The organism is Amycolatopsis cynarae (assembly GCF_026802195.1).
GTDB classification, from domain to species: domain Bacteria; phylum Actinomycetota; class Actinomycetes; order Mycobacteriales; family Pseudonocardiaceae; genus Amycolatopsis_E; species Amycolatopsis_E rhizosphaerae.
On the sequence record NZ_CP113836.1, the window covers coordinates 4775926 to 4795506 of the forward strand.

At 69.6% G+C, this 19581-nt stretch carries 18 protein-coding genes and 1 tRNA gene; 9 read left to right on the plus strand and 10 right to left on the minus strand.

Annotated elements, in window-relative coordinates; genetic code table 11:
* Window positions 1-143 precede the first annotated feature (143 nt).
* From ORV05_RS22790 to ORV05_RS22810, 5 genes are all read right to left on the minus strand, one after another.
* Window positions 144-213 (minus strand) — tRNA-Trp (locus ORV05_RS22790).
* A 268-nt stretch (window positions 214-481) separates the two neighbouring features.
* On the minus strand, window positions 482-1138 hold the full coding sequence (locus ORV05_RS22795) for a GNAT family N-acetyltransferase (RefSeq protein ID WP_268754051.1): 657 nt from the start codon (window positions 1136-1138) through the stop codon (window positions 482-484).
* 15 nt (window positions 1139-1153) lie between these two features.
* The gene (locus tag ORV05_RS22800; protein ID WP_268754052.1) at window positions 1154-2107 is read right to left on the minus strand and encodes an alcohol dehydrogenase catalytic domain-containing protein; all 954 of its coding nucleotides are present in this window, start codon (window positions 2105-2107) and stop codon (window positions 1154-1156) included.
* A gap of 18 nt (window positions 2108-2125) precedes the next feature.
* On the minus strand, window positions 2126-2839 hold the full coding sequence (locus ORV05_RS22805; RefSeq protein ID WP_268754053.1) for a hypothetical protein: 714 nt from the start codon (window positions 2837-2839) through the stop codon (window positions 2126-2128).
* Between the two features lie 40 nt (window positions 2840-2879).
* Window positions 2880-4475, minus strand: a complete 1596-nt coding sequence (locus ORV05_RS22810; protein WP_268754054.1) for a carboxylesterase/lipase family protein — start codon at window positions 4473-4475, stop codon at window positions 2880-2882.
* A gap of 140 nt (window positions 4476-4615) precedes the next feature.
* Here ORV05_RS22810 and ORV05_RS22815 point away from each other — a divergent pair, with 140 nt between their 5' ends.
* The 3 genes from ORV05_RS22815 (at window position 4616) to ORV05_RS22825 (ending at window position 7252) form a co-directional block, all read left to right on the plus strand.
* Entirely contained in the window at window positions 4616-5851 is a 1236-nt protein-coding gene (locus ORV05_RS22815) for a sensor histidine kinase (protein WP_268754055.1), read from the plus strand.
* Complete coding sequence (locus ORV05_RS22820) at window positions 5848-6546, plus strand: response regulator transcription factor (RefSeq protein ID WP_268754056.1); 699 nt, start codon at window positions 5848-5850, stop codon at window positions 6544-6546. Before ORV05_RS22815 ends, ORV05_RS22820 begins: the two co-directional genes overlap by 4 nt.
* An 85-nt stretch (window positions 6547-6631) precedes the next feature.
* The gene (locus ORV05_RS22825) at window positions 6632-7252 is read left to right on the plus strand and encodes a hypothetical protein (RefSeq protein WP_268754057.1); all 621 of its coding nucleotides are present in this window, start codon (window positions 6632-6634) and stop codon (window positions 7250-7252) included.
* A 48-nt stretch (window positions 7253-7300) separates the two neighbouring features.
* Here ORV05_RS22825 and ORV05_RS22830 read toward each other — a convergent pair whose 3' ends face one another.
* Together ORV05_RS22830 and ORV05_RS22835 are read right to left on the minus strand one after the other, a co-directional pair.
* Window positions 7301-7906 (minus strand): hypothetical protein, encoded by a 606-nt coding sequence (locus ORV05_RS22830; protein WP_268754058.1) that lies wholly within the window; start codon window positions 7904-7906, stop codon window positions 7301-7303.
* A gap of 185 nt (window positions 7907-8091) precedes the next feature.
* On the minus strand, window positions 8092-8922 hold the full coding sequence (locus ORV05_RS22835; protein WP_268754059.1) for a DUF4190 domain-containing protein: 831 nt from the start codon (window positions 8920-8922) through the stop codon (window positions 8092-8094).
* 256 nt (window positions 8923-9178) lie between these two features.
* On the opposite strand from ORV05_RS22835, the gene ORV05_RS22840 reads away from it, so the two are divergent.
* The gene (locus tag ORV05_RS22840; RefSeq protein WP_268754060.1) at window positions 9179-9628 is read left to right on the plus strand and encodes a DUF4232 domain-containing protein; all 450 of its coding nucleotides are present in this window, start codon (window positions 9179-9181) and stop codon (window positions 9626-9628) included.
* Window positions 9629-9894: 266 nt separating this feature from the next.
* Here the strand turns inward: ORV05_RS22840 and ORV05_RS22845 are convergent, their stop codons facing one another.
* Entirely contained in the window at window positions 9895-10593 is a 699-nt protein-coding gene (locus tag ORV05_RS22845) for a hypothetical protein (protein ID WP_268754061.1), read from the minus strand.
* A gap of 283 nt (window positions 10594-10876) precedes the next feature.
* On the opposite strand from ORV05_RS22845, the gene ORV05_RS22850 reads away from it, so the two are divergent.
* The 3 genes from ORV05_RS22850 to ORV05_RS22860 all read left to right on the plus strand — a co-directional run bounded on the left by ORV05_RS22850 (window position 10877) and on the right by ORV05_RS22860 (window position 14564).
* Entirely contained in the window at window positions 10877-12046 is a 1170-nt protein-coding gene (locus tag ORV05_RS22850; protein ID WP_268754062.1) for a GyrI-like domain-containing protein, read from the plus strand.
* 625 nt (window positions 12047-12671) lie between these two features.
* Window positions 12672-13928: a serine hydrolase domain-containing protein gene (locus tag ORV05_RS22855; protein WP_268754063.1), complete on the plus strand. Its 1257-nt coding sequence runs from the start codon at window positions 12672-12674 to the stop codon at window positions 13926-13928.
* 33 nt (window positions 13929-13961) lie between these two features.
* Entirely contained in the window at window positions 13962-14564 is a 603-nt protein-coding gene (locus ORV05_RS22860; RefSeq protein WP_268754064.1) for a VanZ family protein, read from the plus strand.
* Between the two features lie 68 nt (window positions 14565-14632).
* Here ORV05_RS22860 and ORV05_RS22865 read toward each other — a convergent pair whose 3' ends face one another.
* Window positions 14633-15583, minus strand: a complete 951-nt coding sequence (locus tag ORV05_RS22865) for a GNAT family N-acetyltransferase (RefSeq protein WP_268754065.1) — start codon at window positions 15581-15583, stop codon at window positions 14633-14635.
* 170 nt (window positions 15584-15753) lie between these two features.
* Window positions 15754-16434, minus strand: a complete 681-nt coding sequence (locus ORV05_RS22870) for a TetR/AcrR family transcriptional regulator (RefSeq protein WP_268754066.1) — start codon at window positions 16432-16434, stop codon at window positions 15754-15756.
* 68 nt (window positions 16435-16502) lie between these two features.
* On the opposite strand from ORV05_RS22870, the gene ORV05_RS22875 reads away from it, so the two are divergent.
* Entirely contained in the window at window positions 16503-17609 is a 1107-nt protein-coding gene (locus ORV05_RS22875; protein WP_268754067.1) for an FAD-dependent oxidoreductase, read from the plus strand.
* Window positions 17610-17956: 347 nt separating this feature from the next.
* Window positions 17957-19558, plus strand: a complete 1602-nt coding sequence (locus tag ORV05_RS22880; protein ID WP_268754068.1) for a helix-turn-helix transcriptional regulator — start codon at window positions 17957-17959, stop codon at window positions 19556-19558.
* The last annotated feature ends 23 nt before the right edge of the window (window positions 19559-19581 follow it).

The following is a 19581-nucleotide window of genomic DNA, read 5'->3' on the forward strand; positions in this document are numbered from 1 at the left end:
GGTCCGGCCGCGCGGTGGCGACCGGACCCGGTGCTCGCTCTGGCCGCCGGTGCGGCGGCCAGAGCGAGCCTGGGAAATGTCTTGCTCCGCTGTGTAGATGTCAATGAACTGCACCGGCCCATCGCGAAATGGGCGGCGTGAAGCACCGGCGGGAGGAGTCGAACCCCCGGAAAACGGTTTTGGAGACCGCCGCGCCACCGCTGGCTCGCCGATAGGAGTTAATTGTTTTTCAGGGTGCGCTAAACAGAGAAAGCCGCCCGGATCGGTTTCCCGATGGGCGGCTCCCTCAACCTGACGAGTTCTCTGTCATGGTGGGGAGCCCGCGCCGCCCAGAAGGCTCTCTTCCAGCCAGGAGAGTGACTTCTGGAGGCCGTCGTTCGACGAACAGACGACAGCGATCGTCGCGGCCAGATACTGGCGTCGCGCCCCTCGCTTCCGCATGTTCGTCATGATTGCCCCTTCGTTCGCTGATGTGCATTCATCATGGCTCACCAGACCTGTCCACGTCAATCGGGTTTTGCGGAAAAGTCGAACGCATGCTTGTTCGACCCGATTGGCTCGCCATTTTCCGGGTGCCGGGGCCGTTCTGGTCACGGGCCCCGAGCCGCAACAACTCGAACACCCGCACTCGCCGGCCGCAGGTGGGATTGACGGTCTCCCGGACCGGTTGCATCCCCAGCTTGGCCGCGATCCGCCCGGAGGCGTCGTTGCCCACTTGAATGATGCTGACGATCCGCTCCAGCCCCCGCTCTTCGAACCCGAACCGGACAGCGGCCACAGCAGCCTCGGTGGCCAAGCCCTGCCCCCAGTGGGCACGTCCCAGCCGCCAGCCGACCTCAACCGCCGGCAGTACCTCCGGCAAGAAGCCGGGCACCGAAAGGCCGGTGAACCCGGCCAGCTCGCCAGTGGACCGGATCTCCACGGCGAACAGGCCGAAGCCCTGTGACTCCCACTCGCTCTCCCACGCCTGGACCCCGTCAAGAGTCTGCTGTTCGTCACGGACGCTGCCGTCACGGATCCACCGCATGACCTCGGGGTCGGCATTGATGGCAGCCATGGGCGCCACGTCTTCCTCGTGCCAGCGACGCAGGATCAGACGGGGAGTCTCAAGCATGACCATCCGATCATTCTGGATCACGAACTGACCAAAGCGTCACGGCAGCAGGATGACCTTGCCGAACTTGCCCGGGCCGGCCAGGCGGGCGTAGGCGTCCGCGAACCGGTCGAGCGGGAAGGCCGTGTCGACGGGTACCCGCAGCCGGCCCTGCGCCAGCAGAGGCACCACGGACGTCCGTACGGTGGCGGCGAGGAGCGCCTTTTCGGCGTGTGAGCGCCCGCGGATGGTGGTGCCGATCAGTTGGGCACGGGCGAGCATGAGGTCGAACATGCGCAGCGGCGCCGTGGTGCCGGCCTGGACTCCGACGATGAGGATCTTGCCCCGGCTGCGGAGCAGAGGCAGTCGCTGCAGGCAGTCCTCACCGCCGACCAGTTCCACGATCACGTCGTAGGGCGCGTGCGCGGCCTCCTGGTCGGGAGTCACTACGTCCACCCGGCCATCCGGCATGAGTGCCCGCACGCGATTGTGGAGTTCGGGCCGACGCACGCTGGCCACAGTGTGCGCCCCGGAGACCGCGGCGACCTGCACCATGGCCGTGCCCACCCCGCCCGCCGCGCCAGTGACCAGCACCCGGTCGCCGGCGCGGACCCCCGCCTGGGTGACCAGGGTGTCCCAGGCGGTGCTGAACGCCTCGGGAAAGCCGCCGGCCTCCTCCCACGGCACGCCCTCCGGCACGGGCAGGAGGAGATCGGCGGGAACCGTGATCCGCTCGGCGTGCCCGCCGCCGCCGATCAGTGCCATCACCCGGTCCCCGGGCACAACCCCGGTGACACCGGGTCCGACCCGCTCGACCTCGCCGGCGACCTCCAGGCCAGGCACGTCGGCCGGCCATCCCGGGGGCGCCGGGTAATTCCCTCGTGCCTGCTGCAGGTCAGCGGCATTGAGCCCGGCGGCCCGCACGCGGACCACCACGGCCCCTGGTCCCGCGACCGGCTCTGGACGCTGCTCCAGCCGGAAGGTGCCGTGGGCATCGATCATGACGGTGTGCATGAGCGCAATGTATGCCTGTTATTTCCACGCCTCAGGTGCTTCGATGCCACCGGTCGGTGTCGAGCGGCGTGACAATACCGCGGTCAGGCCCAGGAACCAGATCATGCCCAGGTACCGGCCGACGGGGAGCAAGGGCGTGGCGGCTTTCCACAGCAGGGAAAGCATCGACAGCGCCGACAGGGTAGCCACGGCGAGGCCGAGCCAGTTGAGCCACGGGGGCAGGCTGGTGGCCGCGCGGGCGGCGGCCGCGACGGCGCCGACCAGGATTCCCGTGGTGGCAACCTGCCCGGCGGCGCCGGTGATGAAGATCAGGTCCATGACGGCCCGGTAGACGGGCAAGTCGTTCCCGGTGGCGGGAAGCGACAGAATCCACTGGACGCTCGCGGAGAGCAGCAGGAACGCGGCGGCCACGGTGCCGGCGGTGCGCGCCAGCGCGGCATGGGCGCCGCGACCGATGCGGTGTGCGTAGTCGGCGGCGAAGCCCGCGAAGACCAGCAGCGCCAGTGCGCTCATGGCTTGGCAAAAGGCCGCGACAGGAACGGTTCCGTGACCGGCGGTGGCCAGGTAGCGGGCAACCTCCGCATCGGTGGAGTACGGCGTGACCACGGAAGCGCCCCTGGTCTGCCCCAGGAAGCCCGGCAGCACCAGTGAAGCGACGAAGAACAACACGTAGCATGCCGCGGCCAACGCACCGGTCCGGTCGCGCGACGAGATCTTGGTTTCTCTGGGCACAGCTCTCCTCGATTCTTGCTTTGTTGTCCGCAGTGGACAGTCATCGGTCTACGGTCCGCCAGAAGAGACAGTGATGCTCGGTCAGGAAGTCGACCTGCCGCGTGCCCTCCGAGGACAGGAACGGAATCGGCGCTCCCGGACGGTATTCGGGCCATTCGCCGCGGTCAGGATCGCCAGTCCTGGCGAAGGTGGTCCAGTAGGTGATCAACGTGCGGGACAGCGCGAGCTGGGCCGGGCTGGACGGAGCCGGACGGGGCCCGGCGAAGCTCCCGTCGAACAGGTAGGGCAACTCCGCGCCGTGTGCGGCCCCCATCGGGAAGGTCCCGATGCGCCCGCCGTCGTCCTGCCCGAACTCGTAGGCGTAGACCGGCGCATACCGGGCGGCGGCGGTGTCGGCGGGCGGTGCTCCGCAGGCGCCCAGCTTTGCTCCCCAGTCGGTCAGCACGGTCGCCAGCGCGATGCCCGGCGTCGGATACCGGTCCGCGGGGTATTCGGAGAGCACCCTGTCCGCGTCGGCGCCGAACACGTGCCGGAGGATCGCCGGGTAGCTTGCCAGGGTCACCGGCCGCCCCTGGGCGTCGTTGTCCAGCGCGACGAAGGGGCGCATTTCGTCGCGAGTCACGCCTTGGACCAGCGGGATACCCGCGGCCGCACCGCTGCGCAGGGCGTCGAGCGGCTGTGCGGGCAGAACCGGGGTGCCCGCCACCGGTGTCCACGGCATGTCCCGCAGCCGTCCGGTGGAACCGAAGGCCTCCTCGTCCTCCACTCCGACGAGGTCGGCGGCCGGCTTCTCGCGCAGGCACGTGGCGACGTCGGCGGAGACAGCGCAGCCGAGGCGGGCCGCGGTTTCCGCGCCGCGTTCCTCGGCGTCCGCTTTGGACACGAAGGAGTTTCCACACGGCCCGCTCTGCACGATCGCCTTGTCGAACAGGCCGTGAGCGCGCGGCGAGGCGAGTTGGGCACACACGCTGAACGCTCCCGCGGACTGGCCGAACAGCGTGACGTTGCGGGCGTCGCCGCCGAAGGCTTCGATGTTGTCCCGGACCCAGCGCAGGGCCATCTGCTGGTCGGCCAGTCCGTAGTTGCCGGACCAGACATCGCCTCCGCCCAGGTCGCGGTGAGCCAGGAAGCCCAGTGCACCCAGCCGGTAGTTCACCGTGACCACCACGACCCGGCCGGTGACGGCCAGCCTGGCCGGGTCGTAGTCGCTGCCGGCCCCGGTGACGAACCCGCCGCCGGGGATCCAGACCATGACCGGAAGATGCGCGTCGTCTTCCGCGGCCGGAGTCGTGACGTCGAGATACAGGCAGTCCTCGCTTCCGGTGACCACCCGCTGGGCCGGCGGCCCCTGGCTGAGCTGGGGACAGCGGTTTCCGGGCTCCGTGGCGTCCCGCACGCCTCGCCAGTGCGTGACCGGCGCGGGAGCCCGCCACCGGCGGTCACCCACCGGCGGTGCGGCGAACGGAATGCCGGAAAACGTCCGGTGATCGCCGGAGACGACACCCCGCAGCGCGCCGTCCCGGACCTCGACGAGATCCGGCCCGTGCGCCCCGCTCGTCGCCTGAGCGGAACTGGCCAGCAGCGCGGCGGCGGCCGACACCACCAGGGCTCGTCGTGTCCATGCGGAAGCGGTCATGCCAGGCATGGTGCTCACTCGGGAGGGTCGGCCGCGTCGCGTCGCGGAAGTATCTCGGCGTACTCCGGGCGTTGTACTCCCCCGGGCGTATCGGCGAATGCGCTTCAGGGACGACGCACCCGTGAAGCACGGCGAGGAGGATGAACCGGGTGGGACGCCGCCGCGAGATCGCTGTGCCCGACGCGGACTCCGAGACCGGAAGACGAATCGGGCCTGCCCGCTCCCTGCCGCACCGCGGCGACGTGCTGCTCGCAGCGGTTGTCATGGCGGTCAGCGTGGCCGCGGCCACGGAACTCGCGACGTACCACCGGCTGGCGTGGGCACCGGGAAGTCTTGTCGCCGCGGCCGCTGGCGCCGCCGTTGCCTGGTGGCGGGTCAGGCCGACCGCGGCCCTGCTGGCGGCGTTCCTGATGTATGTGGCCGACACGGTGCTCGGCGTGATGCCGGTGCCGGTGTTCTTCCCGCTGCTCATCACCTTCGTCGCCGCGGTCGTCTCCGGGGATCGGCGGGTGGCCCATGCGGTGCTGGTTGCCGGATACCTCGTGGCCGTCGGCGTTCCGGTACCGGGCTGGCATGCGCCGACGGTGACGTCCGCGGCCGGCCTGGCCGCATGGTTTCTGGTGCTGGCCGCGGGTGCGGAGATCGTCCGGGCTCGACGGCAGGCCCGCCGCGCGCGGGCGGCCGAGCTGGCCACCGAAGCCCAGGCCCGCCAGGAGCAGGCCCTGCGGCGTGCCGGGGAGGAACGCCTGCGGATCGCGCGCGATCTGCACGATGTGCTGGCCCATCAGCTGGCGCTGATCACGGTCCAGGCCAATGTCGGCCTCACGCTGTTGCCCCGCGATCCGCGCGCTACCGAGCAGGCCTTGACCGCGATCAAGGACGCGGGGAACTCCGCCCTGGGCGAGCTGCGCAGCGTGCTCGACACCCTCCGCGCGTCCGACGACGCGCTGACGCCACATCGCCCCAGCCCCCGGATCTCCCGCAGCGGCGACCTCGCGGAGTTGTTCGAAGGGGCGCGTGCGGCGGGCCTGGGCATCGAGGCGCACACCGACGGCGCCCTGCCACCACTGCCCACCCCCGTGGACCAGGCCGCGTACCGGATCATTCAGGAGGCGGTCACCAACGCGATCCGGCACGCGGGCGCCGGCACCAGCATCGCGGTACGCCTGGCGTGCCGCACCGGCCGGCTGGAGCTGACCGTGACCGACGACGGCGCGGGGTCTCCGATCACCCAGGCGCCCGGCGGCCGCAACGGGCTGCCCGGCATGCGCGAGCGCGCCATCGCTCTCGGCGGGACGTTTACCGCAGGGCCCCTGCCCGGCCGTGGATACCGGGTCGTCGCGGCTCTGCCGATCCGGGAGGATGCGGCATCGTGACCGCACACCAGCCGACCGCCGCGCCCATCCGCGTCGTGCTCGCCGATGACCAGGCACTGCTGCGCGCGGGAGTGCGGGTGCTGCTGGAGACCCAGCCTGACCTCACCGTGGTCGGCGAGGCCGAGGACGGCGAGGCCGCCGTCGCCCTCGTGACCCGGCTGCTGCCGGACGTGGTCCTGATGGACATCCGCATGCCCGGCCTCGACGGGCTGGCCGCGGCGCGCCGCATCACCGCCGATCCGGCACTGTCCGGCACCCATGTCGTCATCCTGACCACGTTCGACCTCGACGAGTACGTGTTCGAGGCGCTGCGGCTGGGGGCAGCCGGTTTCCTGGTCAAGAACAGCGAACCGGACGAACTCGTGCGTGGGGTGCGCGCCGCCGCGGCCGGGGACGCGTTGCTGGCGCCCGGAGTCACCCGCAGGCTGATCGCCGAGTACGCCCGGCGCGCCAAACCGGCGCACGCCGCGGCCGCCGGCCTCGCCGCGCTCACCGAACGGGAACGAGAAGTGCTGGTGCTGGTGGGACTGGGCCTGTCCAACGACGAGATCGCCGCCCGGCTGGTCGTCAGCCCGTTGACGGTGAAGACCCACGTGTCCCGCACCATGACCAAACTCGCTGTGCGCGACCGGGTGGGGCTGGTCGTGCTCGCCTACGAAACCGGCCTCGTGCGCCCGGGCTGGGTCGCGGGCTGACCGCCCTGCCTACTCCCGGGAGAGTACTCAGGAAGCCTTCCCGCGGGCGACGCCTCCACCCGCCCGGCATCCGCATCATGACCGCATGGCCCCGCTCCTGACCGCCACGACGGCCCCGCGACGAAGCCGGGGAACCCGGCGGATCACCCTCATCGCGCACCTGGTGTCCTCCCTCGGCTGGCTGGGACTGGACATGGTGCTGCTCACCCTGGGCACCCACGCCGCCACACATTCCGGCGACCGTCACACCGACTACCTCACGGTGCGACTGTTGCTGAACACCCTGCTCCTGCCCTTGAGCCTGTCCTCGATCGGTACCGGGCTGCTCCTGATGCGCCTCGGGCCATGGCTGTTCCGGCGCGACCACTGGGCAACCGCGAAACTGGTGATCAGTACGGCGGCAGCGGCGGCAGCCTGGCTGGCACTGCGCCCCCAGGCCGACCAGGCCGTCGCCGCCACCGCGCGCCCGGGCGATCCCGGGTCGTTGTTCGCCACCCTCCACTCGCCGGGGCCGACACTGATCATCGCCCCCACCGTGGCCTGCGCCCTCTACCTCACCGCCACCGTGCTCGGCGTGGTCAAACCCGGCCGTGGCCGCCGCCGACGACGGCTCAATCGTGTTTCGCAGCGCGACGCAGCAGGTAACGAATCAGGACATGACGCGAGCCCTTCACGGAATCACTCTCATCAAGAGAGGCAATCATGAGTTGACGATCATGGGGGCCAGCGAGGATCCGTTATCTCCTGATCCCCGTTATTCCGGGCGCGGCCGTCCAGGCTGCCGTTGGCCATGTCGTCCGAGTGCAGGACGGATCCCCCGACGGACAGCGATTCCGCTACGGCCGCGGGGATTGGTTGACTCCAGTGCGGGTTGCCCGGTCAGGGACAGGTTCCTGGCGAAGCCAACGCGTTCGACAAGTATTACCGGGCAGTTCGGCGCCATCGAGTCGCCGGCCGCCATACAGCCCTTGATGTACTCGATGGTCTTGTCCAATACAAGCTGCCGCAGGGCGGGACTCGCCTGATACTTCACGAAAAAGGTCACCGGTTTTGACGCATCGACCTCTGTCGCGACGGTTGCCTCGCCCGAGAAGTCGAGATTGGCCGACGCACGGCCGCGCAGTTCGTACACCGCGGGATACATCAGGACCCTGCGCGGGTGAGGATCTCCCATGCTGGTCGCCGGTAAGTCGGCATCGCCGAGGCGAGCGGTGTCGAAGGTCGGAACGGTGGTCTGGAGCACCACCGGTACCAGCAGCGGATCGATGACGCGCCAGCGGGTCAACACGCCATACCGGTCGGGTGCGCGCCGCAACCGCAACTCCGCGTCACCAATGCGACCCGGCAGCGAGTAGTCCACTGGTGATGCGTGCCTTCGCCGAGCGAAGGCCGTCGAACATCCTCGGGCGATTGGTCGTTGACCACCGCGGCCACGCCGAAACCCACGAGGAGCAGCTCGACCGCACCACCCGCCGCGATCACGACTTTTCTGCGACGCACAAGTCACCCTTCCTCACAATCGGCGAGACGATGCTCCTGACGGTGTCAGCCGCCGGTGGGGACGGACAGGTCGGCATCCGGGCGGAGCACGGAACCGGTCGACGGTGCGCCGCGCTGGATGAAGCAGAAAACGGTATGGACACCAAGGCCCCAGGTCTCGCGGTCGGCGTAGAACATGCCAATCTTGTCAGTCGGTGCGACCAGCGAACTGTCCACGTTCTTGCTGGTGATCGACCTGCACTGGGTGGTGGCGTCGGTGGTGAACCTGCCCTCGCCCGGATAGGGGCCGGCCGGCTCCTCGAAGGCCCCCACGACCTGCGTGTCGTGCGCCTCGCCGCAGGCCGTCAGCTTGGCGAGGACCGGCGTCGAGCCGGGGTAGTCAAGGCATTCGCCCACCTTCATCGTGCAGATGTTGACGTAGCCTGCCTGCGGCGTCGCGCACCCGGGGACAGCGGAACTCCGCGCGTCCGGATGGCTGCCCGAAGAGGCGACGGTAAGAACCACTGCGCCGATCCAGGCTCCGGCGGCAACCAGGCCCCCGATCGCCAGACCCCGGCCCGGTCGCTTCCCCTGGCCGGTCCGGGAGAGCGCGACCATGCCGAAGACGATCGACAGCAGCGCGCCACCGATCAGGCCGAACGCGCCACCGCCCAGGCCGAGCAGGCCACAGCCCAGGCCGAGCACGAGCGAGGCGATCGCGAAGCCGCTCGTCTCGTGCTGTTGCGGGTAGGCCGGTGGATATCCGTACGGGTGGCCGAACGACTGCATGGGAGTGATGGCCTGCGTGGGCGGCTGCGGCGTGGGAAACGGTCCCGGCGCGGGGCTGCCCGTGCCGTTCCAGCCTTGCGGCGTGCCGGGGCCGCCTGGTTGCACCATCCTCGCTCCTCTGGTCAAGGCAGCGCCCACATCTCGCGACCGTGCCTGGTATCCGACGCTAGTCACGGATCATGAGAATTCGATGACACCACGGAAGTCGCACCGCGCCGTTCGGACGGAAGCGCATCGAGCCGTCGAGTAACTTCGGCGCATGATGATCCGTCGCCTTGGCCTGCTGTTCGCTGGGACGGCCTTGGTTGCCGCTTGTTCCGGCCCCGCCCCGGCTCCACTCCCCGCCACGCCCACCGGGTCCCCGGTGAGCACGCCCATGGCCTGTCCGGCTCCCGGAATCAGGATCACCTCGGGCGAGGTGGACACCGCGATGGGCCTGCGAGCGCTCGGGATCCTCCTGACCAACTGCGGCACCCGCGACTACACCGCCAACGGCTATCCGGTGGTTCGGGTGCTGGACGCGGATCGGAAGCCACTGGAAGTCACGGTCGGCAACGGTTCGATGCCGGTCAGCGCACCGGACAGCTACGACGTCCAACCCGTGCCCGTGACGCTCCGGCCCGGCGCCCAGGCGACGGCGCGGGTGCTCTGGCGCAACACCGTGACGGACTCGACAGTGCCGGCGACGGAAGGCCGGTATCTGGAGGTTGCCCCCGCGGCGGGGTACCCGGCCCAGCTCGTCGAACCGCGCGGCGGGATCGACCTCGGCAACACCGGCCGGCTGGCCGTCAACCCGTGGGCGGTCCGCTCCTGACCTCTGTCTCCCCGATCACCCGGAGCACAGGCGCTGGGATGGTCCCGTGCGGTGGCGGGTATGGGATGAAGTTGGAATGACACCCGGGCGGCAGCGGGAGCCTGAACCACACCGAGTCGATCGATGACTATTTTTCCCAAGAGGACAGGGCACATCTGCCGGAGCGGTGGTTGAGATCTGTGGATCGGCCGTTGATCGACCAGCGCGTTCACGAGGCATTCGGCGGATGTCGCACACATCGAAATCCCAACACCGGGCGCGGATCGTCACCGAGCCGGCCGGTGGGGACGTCGGTTGGTCCGGCCAGTGCGGTTCCGCCCGGTCTGGAACTTCGGCAAGGGTTTCCGGAGGCCGAGCCACGCCGCCAGCGCGAACAGCCCGGCCAACAGGAAGGCGGCGGCGCCGAGCAGGATCGCGCCGACCGTCAGCGCGCCGGGGTCCAGTTCATCCGCCGGATGCGTCGCCACGATGCCGGCCGGGTCCTCGACCACGTCGATGGTCTGGCCGGCGTCCATCCGGCCCGCCACGGAGAGGGCGTCGTCCAGCATGGTGCCGTCCGGTCGGCGCAGGCGAGCGGTGCAGGCGTGGCCGCCCTTGACCCGGTGGCATTCGGAGGACACCGCTGTTGCGGTGAACCTGGTGCCGTGCACGGCCAGGTAGCCGGCGGACGTCACCGACACGGATGCGATGTACAGGCAAGTGATCAGGAACGCCGGGAACAACAGCCAGACCCGCCCGGACATGATGATGGCCGCGCTGGCGACCAACGCGGCGAGCAGCAGGCCGAGCACGAACCCCGCCGCAGTGGCCACCGTGCTGCGGCTGACGACCCCCACCGCCATGCCGGCGCCGAGCACCACCACCGCCAGCCAGCCTACGGCGACGCGCAGCGCGACTACGCGCCCGCTGGGCGGCGGCTTCGGCCCGTCGGAACCCTTTGCTGCCACGGGTTTCTTGGCTGGCATGCACCGATCATGGCACGTCGGTGCACTGTTCCGCAGGCGTTTGGCGCACCCGGTGGCGATGCATCGTTCCGGCGTCGCCGAGCGTGCATCCCGCGCGTGCAGCCCGCGCCGGCCATGTTCCGGACCCGATGCCGACGGGCTTCGCGTGACGACGGCATGTCGGACAATTCCGGTTCAGAGGCACGAAACGCCGGAGAACTGTCCACTTCGCACACCCCGTCGCAACCGCCCGCACCCCAGGGCAGCTCTTCCACCACCCTTATTCTAGTGCTAGAATACCTGGGTGCCTTCAGCGCTGACCGATGGTGAGTTGACGGTGCTCGGCCTACTCGTCGAGCAGCCGCGCCACGGGTACGAATTGGAAAGGGTCATCGAGGAGCGGGGAGTGCGTGCCTGGACAACGCTCGGCTTCTCCTCCATCTACTACATCCTCGACAAGCTCGCCAAGCGTGGCTTGATCGAAACAACCAGCGCTCCATCGGGCGGCAAGTCGCGCGCCACCTTCGGTGTCACGACACTGGGCCGCGAACTGTGCGCTGCCGCCACGCGCGACGCGCTGGCGACACTGACGCCCGCCAGGGCACGCGTCCTGATCGCGATGGCCAACAGTCCCGGCTTGCCGGATGCGGACGTGGTGGCCGGACTGACCGGCCGCCTGGAAGCGTTGCGAAAACAGCTCGCGGAGGTCCAGGCGACCCGTTCCCGGCAGGAACCCCTGCCCGCGTCCGCCTCCGCGATCTTCGACTACAGCGAGGCCATGCTCGCGGCCGACACCGCCTGGACCGAGGCCACATTGGCCACACTCACAAAGGAACTTGCGATGGACAAGTACGACGTCAAAAAGCACCATCACGATCTCTACGCACCGCCGTCGAAGGAGTTCACCGTCGTCGAGGTGCCCGAGTTGCGGTACATCGCGGTCGACGGCCGAGGTGATCCGAACACCTCCCCTGCCTACGCGAACGCGGTCGAAGCCTTGTACGGGGTGGCGTATGCGCTGAAGTTCGCCAGCAAGAAGACCCTCGGCCGAGACTTCGTAGTCGGCCCGTTGGAGGGCCTGTGGCGAGCGGACGACCCCAGCGTATTCCTCACGCGGCGCAAGGAAAACTGGGAGTGGACCATGATGATCAGCCAGCCGGACTGGATCACCGAGGACATGGTCCGGACCGCCATCGACGAGGCCACAAGGAAGAATGCCGCGAAGAAGAAGGAGAACGCCGCACTCGGAGACGTCCGGCTGCGCACCATCGTCGAAGGGACCTGCGTCCAGATCCTGCACATCGGCTCCTATGACGACGAAACTCCCACGCTGGACCGTCTCCACAACCGGTATCTCCCCGACAACGGGCTCACCTTCAACGGCGACCATCACGAGATCTACCTCAGCGACGCGCGTCGAACAGCACCCGCCAAACTGAAAACCATCCTGAGGCAGCCCGTCAAGCCCGCATAGCGGCTCCTGGACCGGCGGGTGGTGAGTCAGTTCCTCCATCGGACGGCTCCGAAGTCGTGGGCGCATCGGATCTTCCACGTTGGGCGGATGGCGGAAGAGCTTCAAGAACTCCGGCAGCACACGCTTCTTCGCGAAGCCGACTGAGAGAGTTCGTACGATGTCTTCAGCCAATGGAAGATATGCGGCACGCGGGAGCCACCTGAGCAGTACAGGCACAGCTGTCCCATAGTTCATGCGCCGACGGGCGAGCTCTCCGACGCTCTCGACTTGGAAGCCGAGACCAGCCAGCTCTTCCAGCAGTCCGGCCGCACTCTCCGCATAGAGCCGTCGGCGTTGGATCACCTGTGGGTCACTTTCGATCGCCGATCGCGCAGCAGGATCGTTCAGCGCCTTTTCAGCGGCCTGCGCATGAGACATCCGCCCAGAATTGGAGCGGTCCGTCGGCTGAGCAGCGAGATGTTGGCTCTCGGCGTTCTTCACCTCCCCTCTGGTACAGCCGGGTCAAACCCGTCAGGGATGCACGCGCCGTGTATCGCGGGCGTATCGAAAATCGGATACGCCGCCGCAACAGCCTTCCGTCTTCAGTGGCGGCGTGAACCAGGGCAATCAGGAAGGGACCGTGAGCATGGACTCGGATTCCGTACGTGGTGTCGACCGGCGGCGGCTGCTCGGGTGGGGCGGGTTGGCGGCCGCCGGTGTGGTGGCCGGTGGGGCGCTGGCGGGCACCCGGCTCGCGCACGCCGCCCCGGCCAGCACGGACGCCGACGCACCGCACGACCGGCTCCCGCCGGACACCCTGCCCGGCGGAGCCTACGACCGGTACGTGGCGGAGCTGGCCGCCGAGGGCAGGTTCTCCGGCGTGGTGCTGCTGTCCCACCGGGGCCGGACCGTGCTGTCCCGCAGCTACGGCATGGCCGACCGGGAGAAGGGGATCCCCAACCACGAGGGCACCGCGTTCAACCTCGCCTCGGCGGGCAAGCCGTTCGGCGCGGTGGCCATCCTGCAGCTGGCGCAGCAGGGCAAGGTGAGCCTGTCGGACACGGTGGGCACCTACCTGACGGGCTACGCCAAGGACATCGCCGAACAGGTGACCATCCATCACGTGCTTTCCGGCACCTCCGGGATGGACACCCCGGACGAAGACGTGCAACGCATCTTCCAGAGCCGGGAAGAGGTGCACGAGTACTACGAGCAGTGGGCCCGGCAGGCGAAGCTGGTGGCCGCCCCCGGCACTCCCAGCCACCACGCCGGCTCCGAGGTCGCCATCCGCGCACAGATCGTGGAGGCCGTGACCGGCACGACGTACTGGGACTACGTCCAGGAAAACATCTTCGGGCGCTGCGGCATGACCGGCACCGCGTTCTACACCAGGCCCCAATGGCTCACGGACGAGCACATCGCGCACCCGTACATGCGGCTGGCCGACGGCAGCCAGGTGGACGCGGTCCGCAATCTGGACAAGGGCAGCCCGAGCCTGTACGCACCGGGCAAGAACCCGGGCCGCTGCTTCATCGCCGCCCCCGGGGACAGCGGCTTCGCCACCGCGCCGGATCTGGTCCGGTTCGCGCACGCGCTGGGCGACGGCACGGTGCTGGACCGGCCCTACGCCGAGTTGCTCACCGGGGCCAAGATCCCCCACGGCAGTGCCCAGGACGGCCAGCCGGCCCCCGCCTATCCGTCGTTCGGGGCCTACACGATGCCGGTCCACATCGTCAACGGCCAGTGGGTGTTCGGGCGCGGCGGTGGTAACCCCGGTGTCGGCGCCAACTGGAACATCTACCCGTACACCGGCTGGGTCGGCGTCATCCTCGGTAACAGTGACGACCTGCCGCTGCAGGAGATGAGCGAGCGGGAGATCCAGGCCGTCACCGGCCGGGGCTGACGTGCGGGCCGACCGCAAGACACAGGAGGCGGCGTGCTCAAGGGGTGGCACGGCTGGTTCGGCACGTTCACCGGCGTGGCGGCCCTCACGGTGGCCGCACTGCCGCTGGCCGCGCTGACGGTATGGGCTCTGGCACGCCCACGCGGTCGCGGCACCGGCGCCACGACCGCGTGGGCATGGCGCACGTCGCTCGCCGAGGTCGGCATGGTCTACGGGACGGTGCCGTGGGTGTGGATGACCCTGTTGCCGGGCAGCCGGGCCGGTGCCGTCCCCGGCCGGGTGAGCCTGGTGCCGCTGCGGGACCTGCTCGCGATCCTCACCGACGCGCCGCCGCTGACGGCGACGGTCCAGATCGTCGGCAACCTGCTGGTGTTCGCGGCACTGGGGTTCCTCGCCCCGCTGCGGTTCGCGGCGCTGGCGTCGGTACCGCGGATCCTGGCGCTCGCGGCGGGCTGCTCGGTCCTGGTCGAGACCGCGCAGTACGTCCTCCAACTGGACCGGGTGTCCTCTGTGGACGACGTACTGCTCAACACCGCGGGGGCCGGGCTCGCCGCGCTGGCCTCGCGCCGCTGGTGGCGCGCTGCGGCCCTCGCGTCGTCGGCCCGGCCCCAATCGGCCCCGGTACCGGGGCGCTAAACCAGGTCCGCTGTCCCGAAGGTGGTGTCGATCCCTCCGCGCGAGCGGTGCGGCCGAGGTAGTACCCGTTATCGAACAGGGCTTTTGACGAGCGGGGCGTCCCGCGACAACTCCCGGAACCCGACGCTGTAATACAGCCCGCGCGCTTCGGGATGCCCCGGCGCACCGAGGCAGGCGACCGTCGCGTGAGTCGCTCCGGCCGCCCGCGCCCGATGCATTCCGTGCAGGAGCATCGCTCGGGCCAACCCACGGCGCCGGTAGCCCGGATGCGTCCCGACCGGCTCGAACTCGGCGGTCTTGTTCGCTTCGTCGAGCCACAGGATCGCCGAGGACGCCATCGTCCCGTCCGGCGCCTCCACCAGGACGTGCAGATCGCCGCGATAGGCCTCCGTTCGCCGGACACCCTGGTAGGCCTCGGCGGAGTACGTCGAGGGAGCCCAGGCGTCCAGATGGGCCTGGACCGCGGCCTCCGGCCCGGCCTCGTCGGCGGTGCGGAACCGGAATCCGTCCGGCAGTACCGGCTCTTCCACCTCGGTGAGATCCCGCTCGTTGAGCTGGGTCCAGGATCCGGTTTCGCCGAGCGCGGCCTGGTCGGTCTCATAGCCGTGCGCCGCCCATCGCTTCAGTGCGAATTCGTCGGCGGCACTCGGCAGCACCGTGCGCTCGACGTTCCCCGCCGTGGCGTCGTACCAGTCGATCACCTCGTCGACCAGCCCGGCGTGGCCGGGATGGACCTGGTACGCCAGGTAGGCGCCGGTGACGTCCTTCACCGACCCGTCGCCGCGCCGCACCCGGCGCGGAAGCTGGGCCCAGCCCCATGCCACCAGATCCCCGCCGGAAAACCACAGTCGGCGCCGCCAGCTCGCGCCTTCACCGGCATGCCCCTTGCCCCAGTTCCAGGCCAGCTCACCGAACGACGCGTCGCTGTTCACCAGGTCCGGGCAGAGGGCGGTGACGCGCTGCGCCAGCCCCTGCATGAGCCGCACGTCCGCGGCGGTCACCAGCTCGGCGTTCGTCATGGTGCGCCACTGTGGCAGGACTCCGGCCAAGCCGCCAAACCGTTTTTCCGGCGACCGTTCGTCGAGTGCGCCGCCGTAATCCTTGGTTCCGGGAAGGTACGCGCGTCAGTTTTCGCACCATGGCGAGGTTGCGTCTTCTCGCCTCGCCGGTCTGGTGCCTCAGCCGCGCGTCATCGTGAGATGCGGGCTTCGATGCCGTCGAGCAGGAAGTCGAGGCCGGTACGGAAGGTTTCGTCGGCGTCCAGGTGGGCGGCGTCGCGGACGACCGTGGCCAGCGCGGGGAACCGGCCAGTGGCGAAGGTCCGCTCCAGATAGGGCCCGAAGGCGACCTGCCACTGCCGCTTGTCCATCCCGGTGGCCCGCTCGGCTCGCCGCTCGGCGATCTCCCGCCGCACCGCGCCGATCACGTAGGCATCGACCGCCTCGACCACCGGCATCACGATGTCCAGGTCGACGCCGTCCATCGCGGCCAGCACGGCCTCCCCCCTGGCCAGCGCGTTCGGCCCGAGCTGGGGCCGCCCACCGATCAGGTCGGCGAGCCATTCGTGGCGGTGAACGGCTTGCCGGGTGGTTTCGGCCAGGGAGCGCAGGACCTCTCGCCAACCGGCTCCGGCCGGCCGGATCTCGGCGTAGACCGCGTCGACCATCAGGTCGAGCAACTCGTCCTTGGTGGCGATGTAGCCGTACAGCCGCATCGGCCCGACCTCCAGGACAGCGGCGACCTTGCGCAGCGACACCGCTTCCAGGCCGTGCGCGTCGGCCAGCCGGATCGCCGCTCGCAGGATCCGCTCCCGGCTCAGCGGGGCCGGTACCGGTCGATCCGGTGGCTCCGGCCGCTCCCACACCAACATGCCCCTGACAATACATCGCCTGCCGCGATACGGTGTATCGAGCAATGTGGTGTATCGAAGGGGGAACCATGACCATCGCCATCGTCGGAGCCGGACTGGGCGGCCTGACCCTCGCCCGGCTGCTGCACATCAACGGCATCGACGCCGTCGTGTACGAGCGTGAATCGTCGCGCGACGCGCGCGGCCAGGGCGGCATGCTCGACATCCACTCCGGCCAGCGCGCGCTGCGCGAGGCCGGCCTGCTCGACCAGTTCCACGCGATCGCTCGTGGCGAGGGCCAGGACATGCGCCTTCTCGAGCCGGATGGCACCCTGCTGCTCCGGGAGGACACACCCGACGACGCCCCGCTCGACCGGCCCGAGGTCGACCGCGCCGATCTGCGCAACCTGCTGCTGGATTCCCTCCCCGAAGACGCGGTGCGCTGGGGGCACGCGTTCGAATCCGCCGACAACGGCCTGCTGCACTTCGCCGACGGCAGCAGTGCGACGTACGACCTGCTGGTCGGCGCCGACGGCGCCAACTCCCGGGTCCGCGCGCTGCTCACCGACGCCTGCCCGGCGCATATCGGCCAGAACGTCGTCGAGGTCGGCATTCCCGACATCGACCGCACGCATCCCGACCTCGCGGCGATGGTCGGGCGCGGCAACTACTGGGTGCTCGGCGACGGAATATCCCTGGCGGCGCAGCGCAACGGCGACGGCCGCGTTCGCATCGGCCTCAGCTTCTACAACACCGCCGAGGACTGGTTCGCCACCAGCGGGATCCCGTTCGACGACCCCGCCGCCGCCAGGGCGCGGCTGATCGACCTGCTCCCCGGGTTCCACCCACGGTTCACCGCGCTGATCGCGGCCTGCGACAACACGGTCGTGCCGCGGTCGATCTACGCTCTCCCGGCCGGCCTGACCTGGCCGTCCACACCGGACGTCACCTTGCTCGGCGACGCCGCGCACCTGATGCCACCCGTCGGCCAGGGCGCCAACATGGCGCTGCTCGACGGCGCCCTGCTCGGTCTCGCGCTGGCCGCGCACCCGGACGACTTCCCCACCGCCGTCAAGGAATACGAACGCGAGATGTTCGAACGCACCAGCGCTGCCGCCCGGAAGTCCGCGGCCATGAAGAAACTGCTGATGTCGCCGGACGCCGCCCGGAAGATGCTCGCCTTCTTCCAAGGCTGACGGTCACCGGACACGACCAGGCCGCCGGCCGCCGCACCCATACCCGGCGGGAGGTGGTCGACACCCCGTAATCGAACCGGAAAAGGAACTCCCCATGACCTTGGTCCAGCGAATCCGCTTTCCGTGACACCGCGCCCATGACGACGATACGATGATCGGCGGATTCTTTTCGCCTGGTGGAGACTCCCTTTCGCCATTGACAAATACTCTTGGTATCAAGTCCCGACGCACCACAGCGAACGCTTCTACCCGATTGGGTGATGTTTTCCGGAACCACCCACGCGGCGCGCCGGTGCCTCATACTTGTGAGTGAGATCTGTCGGTTTGGTCCGGGGAGGGCGGAGGCGGTGCCGCACAGCGCTCAACCCGCTCACCTGGCCGATCTGGCGCAGGCGCTGACCAGGGCGGCCGAGGATCGCGACTGGGCCGCGCTCGAAGCCCTCTGCGACCGGCACATCCTGGCGATGGAGGGCGAACTCGCCGCTCGGCTGCTTTTCGTGCTGGGCTTGGTGCCCGAGGCCGAGTTGCGCGCGCGCCCGCGCCTGATGATCTCGTGGATCAACGCCTACCACGCGGCGAGCGCACCGGACATCGGCGAACTCCGGCCCTACCTGCGCCACTACATGGACCTCGGCACCCGGCTCGCGGCGAACATGGACATAGCCGGCGAGACGTCGCTGGCGACACTCGTCACGGTCGGCACTGCCGCGATGATCGCGTTGCGCGACCAGGGGAAGTGCGCCGAGGCCGAGGACCTGGGACAGCGCCTCACCGCCCGCGCGGCGCAGCTCAGCCCGTTGCCCGGAGTCGACGTGGTACCGCGCCCGGGCTGGCTTGCCCTGCAACGAGGTCTGACGCGGTCGCTGATGGACGACTTCCCGGCCGCGGTCGAGTTGTACCGCCAGGCCTACGACCAGGCGACGGTGGAACCGGCGACGGCGGCCACGGCCCTCAACGCGACCGCGAACCTCGCAATGATCTACGCGCACCTCGGGCACGGTGCCCTCGCACGGCGGTGGCTTGACCGGATGCGTGGCTTCGCGTCGCCGTCCCGGCGGGTCCGGTTCCTGCTCACCGTGGGCGGGACGATCGCCGAGGGCTGGGACGCGCTCGACCGCTACGACGAGGCGGGCCTCGCGGACCGCCTGGCGGCGACCGGGGACGGCACCCAACAGCTGGAAGTCTGGCCCTTCGTCGCGGCGCTGGTATCGGGGCACGGGCTGTATCTCGGCGATCCGGCGGCATCGCTGGTCCATCTCGGCACGCTGCGGCTCAGTCACGCGCCCGCACTGGTCGATCAGGGCACCGCCGTCCGCGTGATGCGACGGGCCCACGTGGAACTGCTGATCGCCACCGGCCAGGCCACCCGCGCACTCCGGATGATCAAGGAAACGGAGCCGCAGGCGTCCTGGCTGGCGCTGCCCGCCACCCGGCTCCGCCTGCTCAACGGCGAATACGAAGCGGTCCGCGCGATGGCCTCGCGCACGTCCTGGCATGAAACCACATCACGCCGCGACGCCCGCCAGATGCTGCTCCTCAAGGCGATCGCCGCGCTGCGCATGGGCGACCGGGAAGAAGCCCGCCGCTCGGTGGAGCTGCTCAGCCGCCTGCGCTCACCCGAGGAAGTCCTCTCGCTCGCCTCACTGTCGCCCGCGGATCGCGACGACTTGTTCCGCCTGGCCGACATTCCCGTGAGCGACGAGGCGGCACAGCGGTTGGCGCTGGCCAGGCCGGTGTTCCCGGAACGCGTCCACCTGGTCGAACTGACCAACCGCGAGCGTGCGGTACTCACCGAACTGGAGGCGGGCGGGACCCTCGCGCAGGTCGCACGCACGCTCGTCGTGTCCGTCAACACCGTCCGCACGCAGGTGAAAAGCGTCTACCGCAAGCTGGGCGCGTCCAGCCGCGAAGACGCGCTGATGCGAGCCTACGAACTCGGAGTGCTCTGACCGTGACGGCATCGCCGGATCCC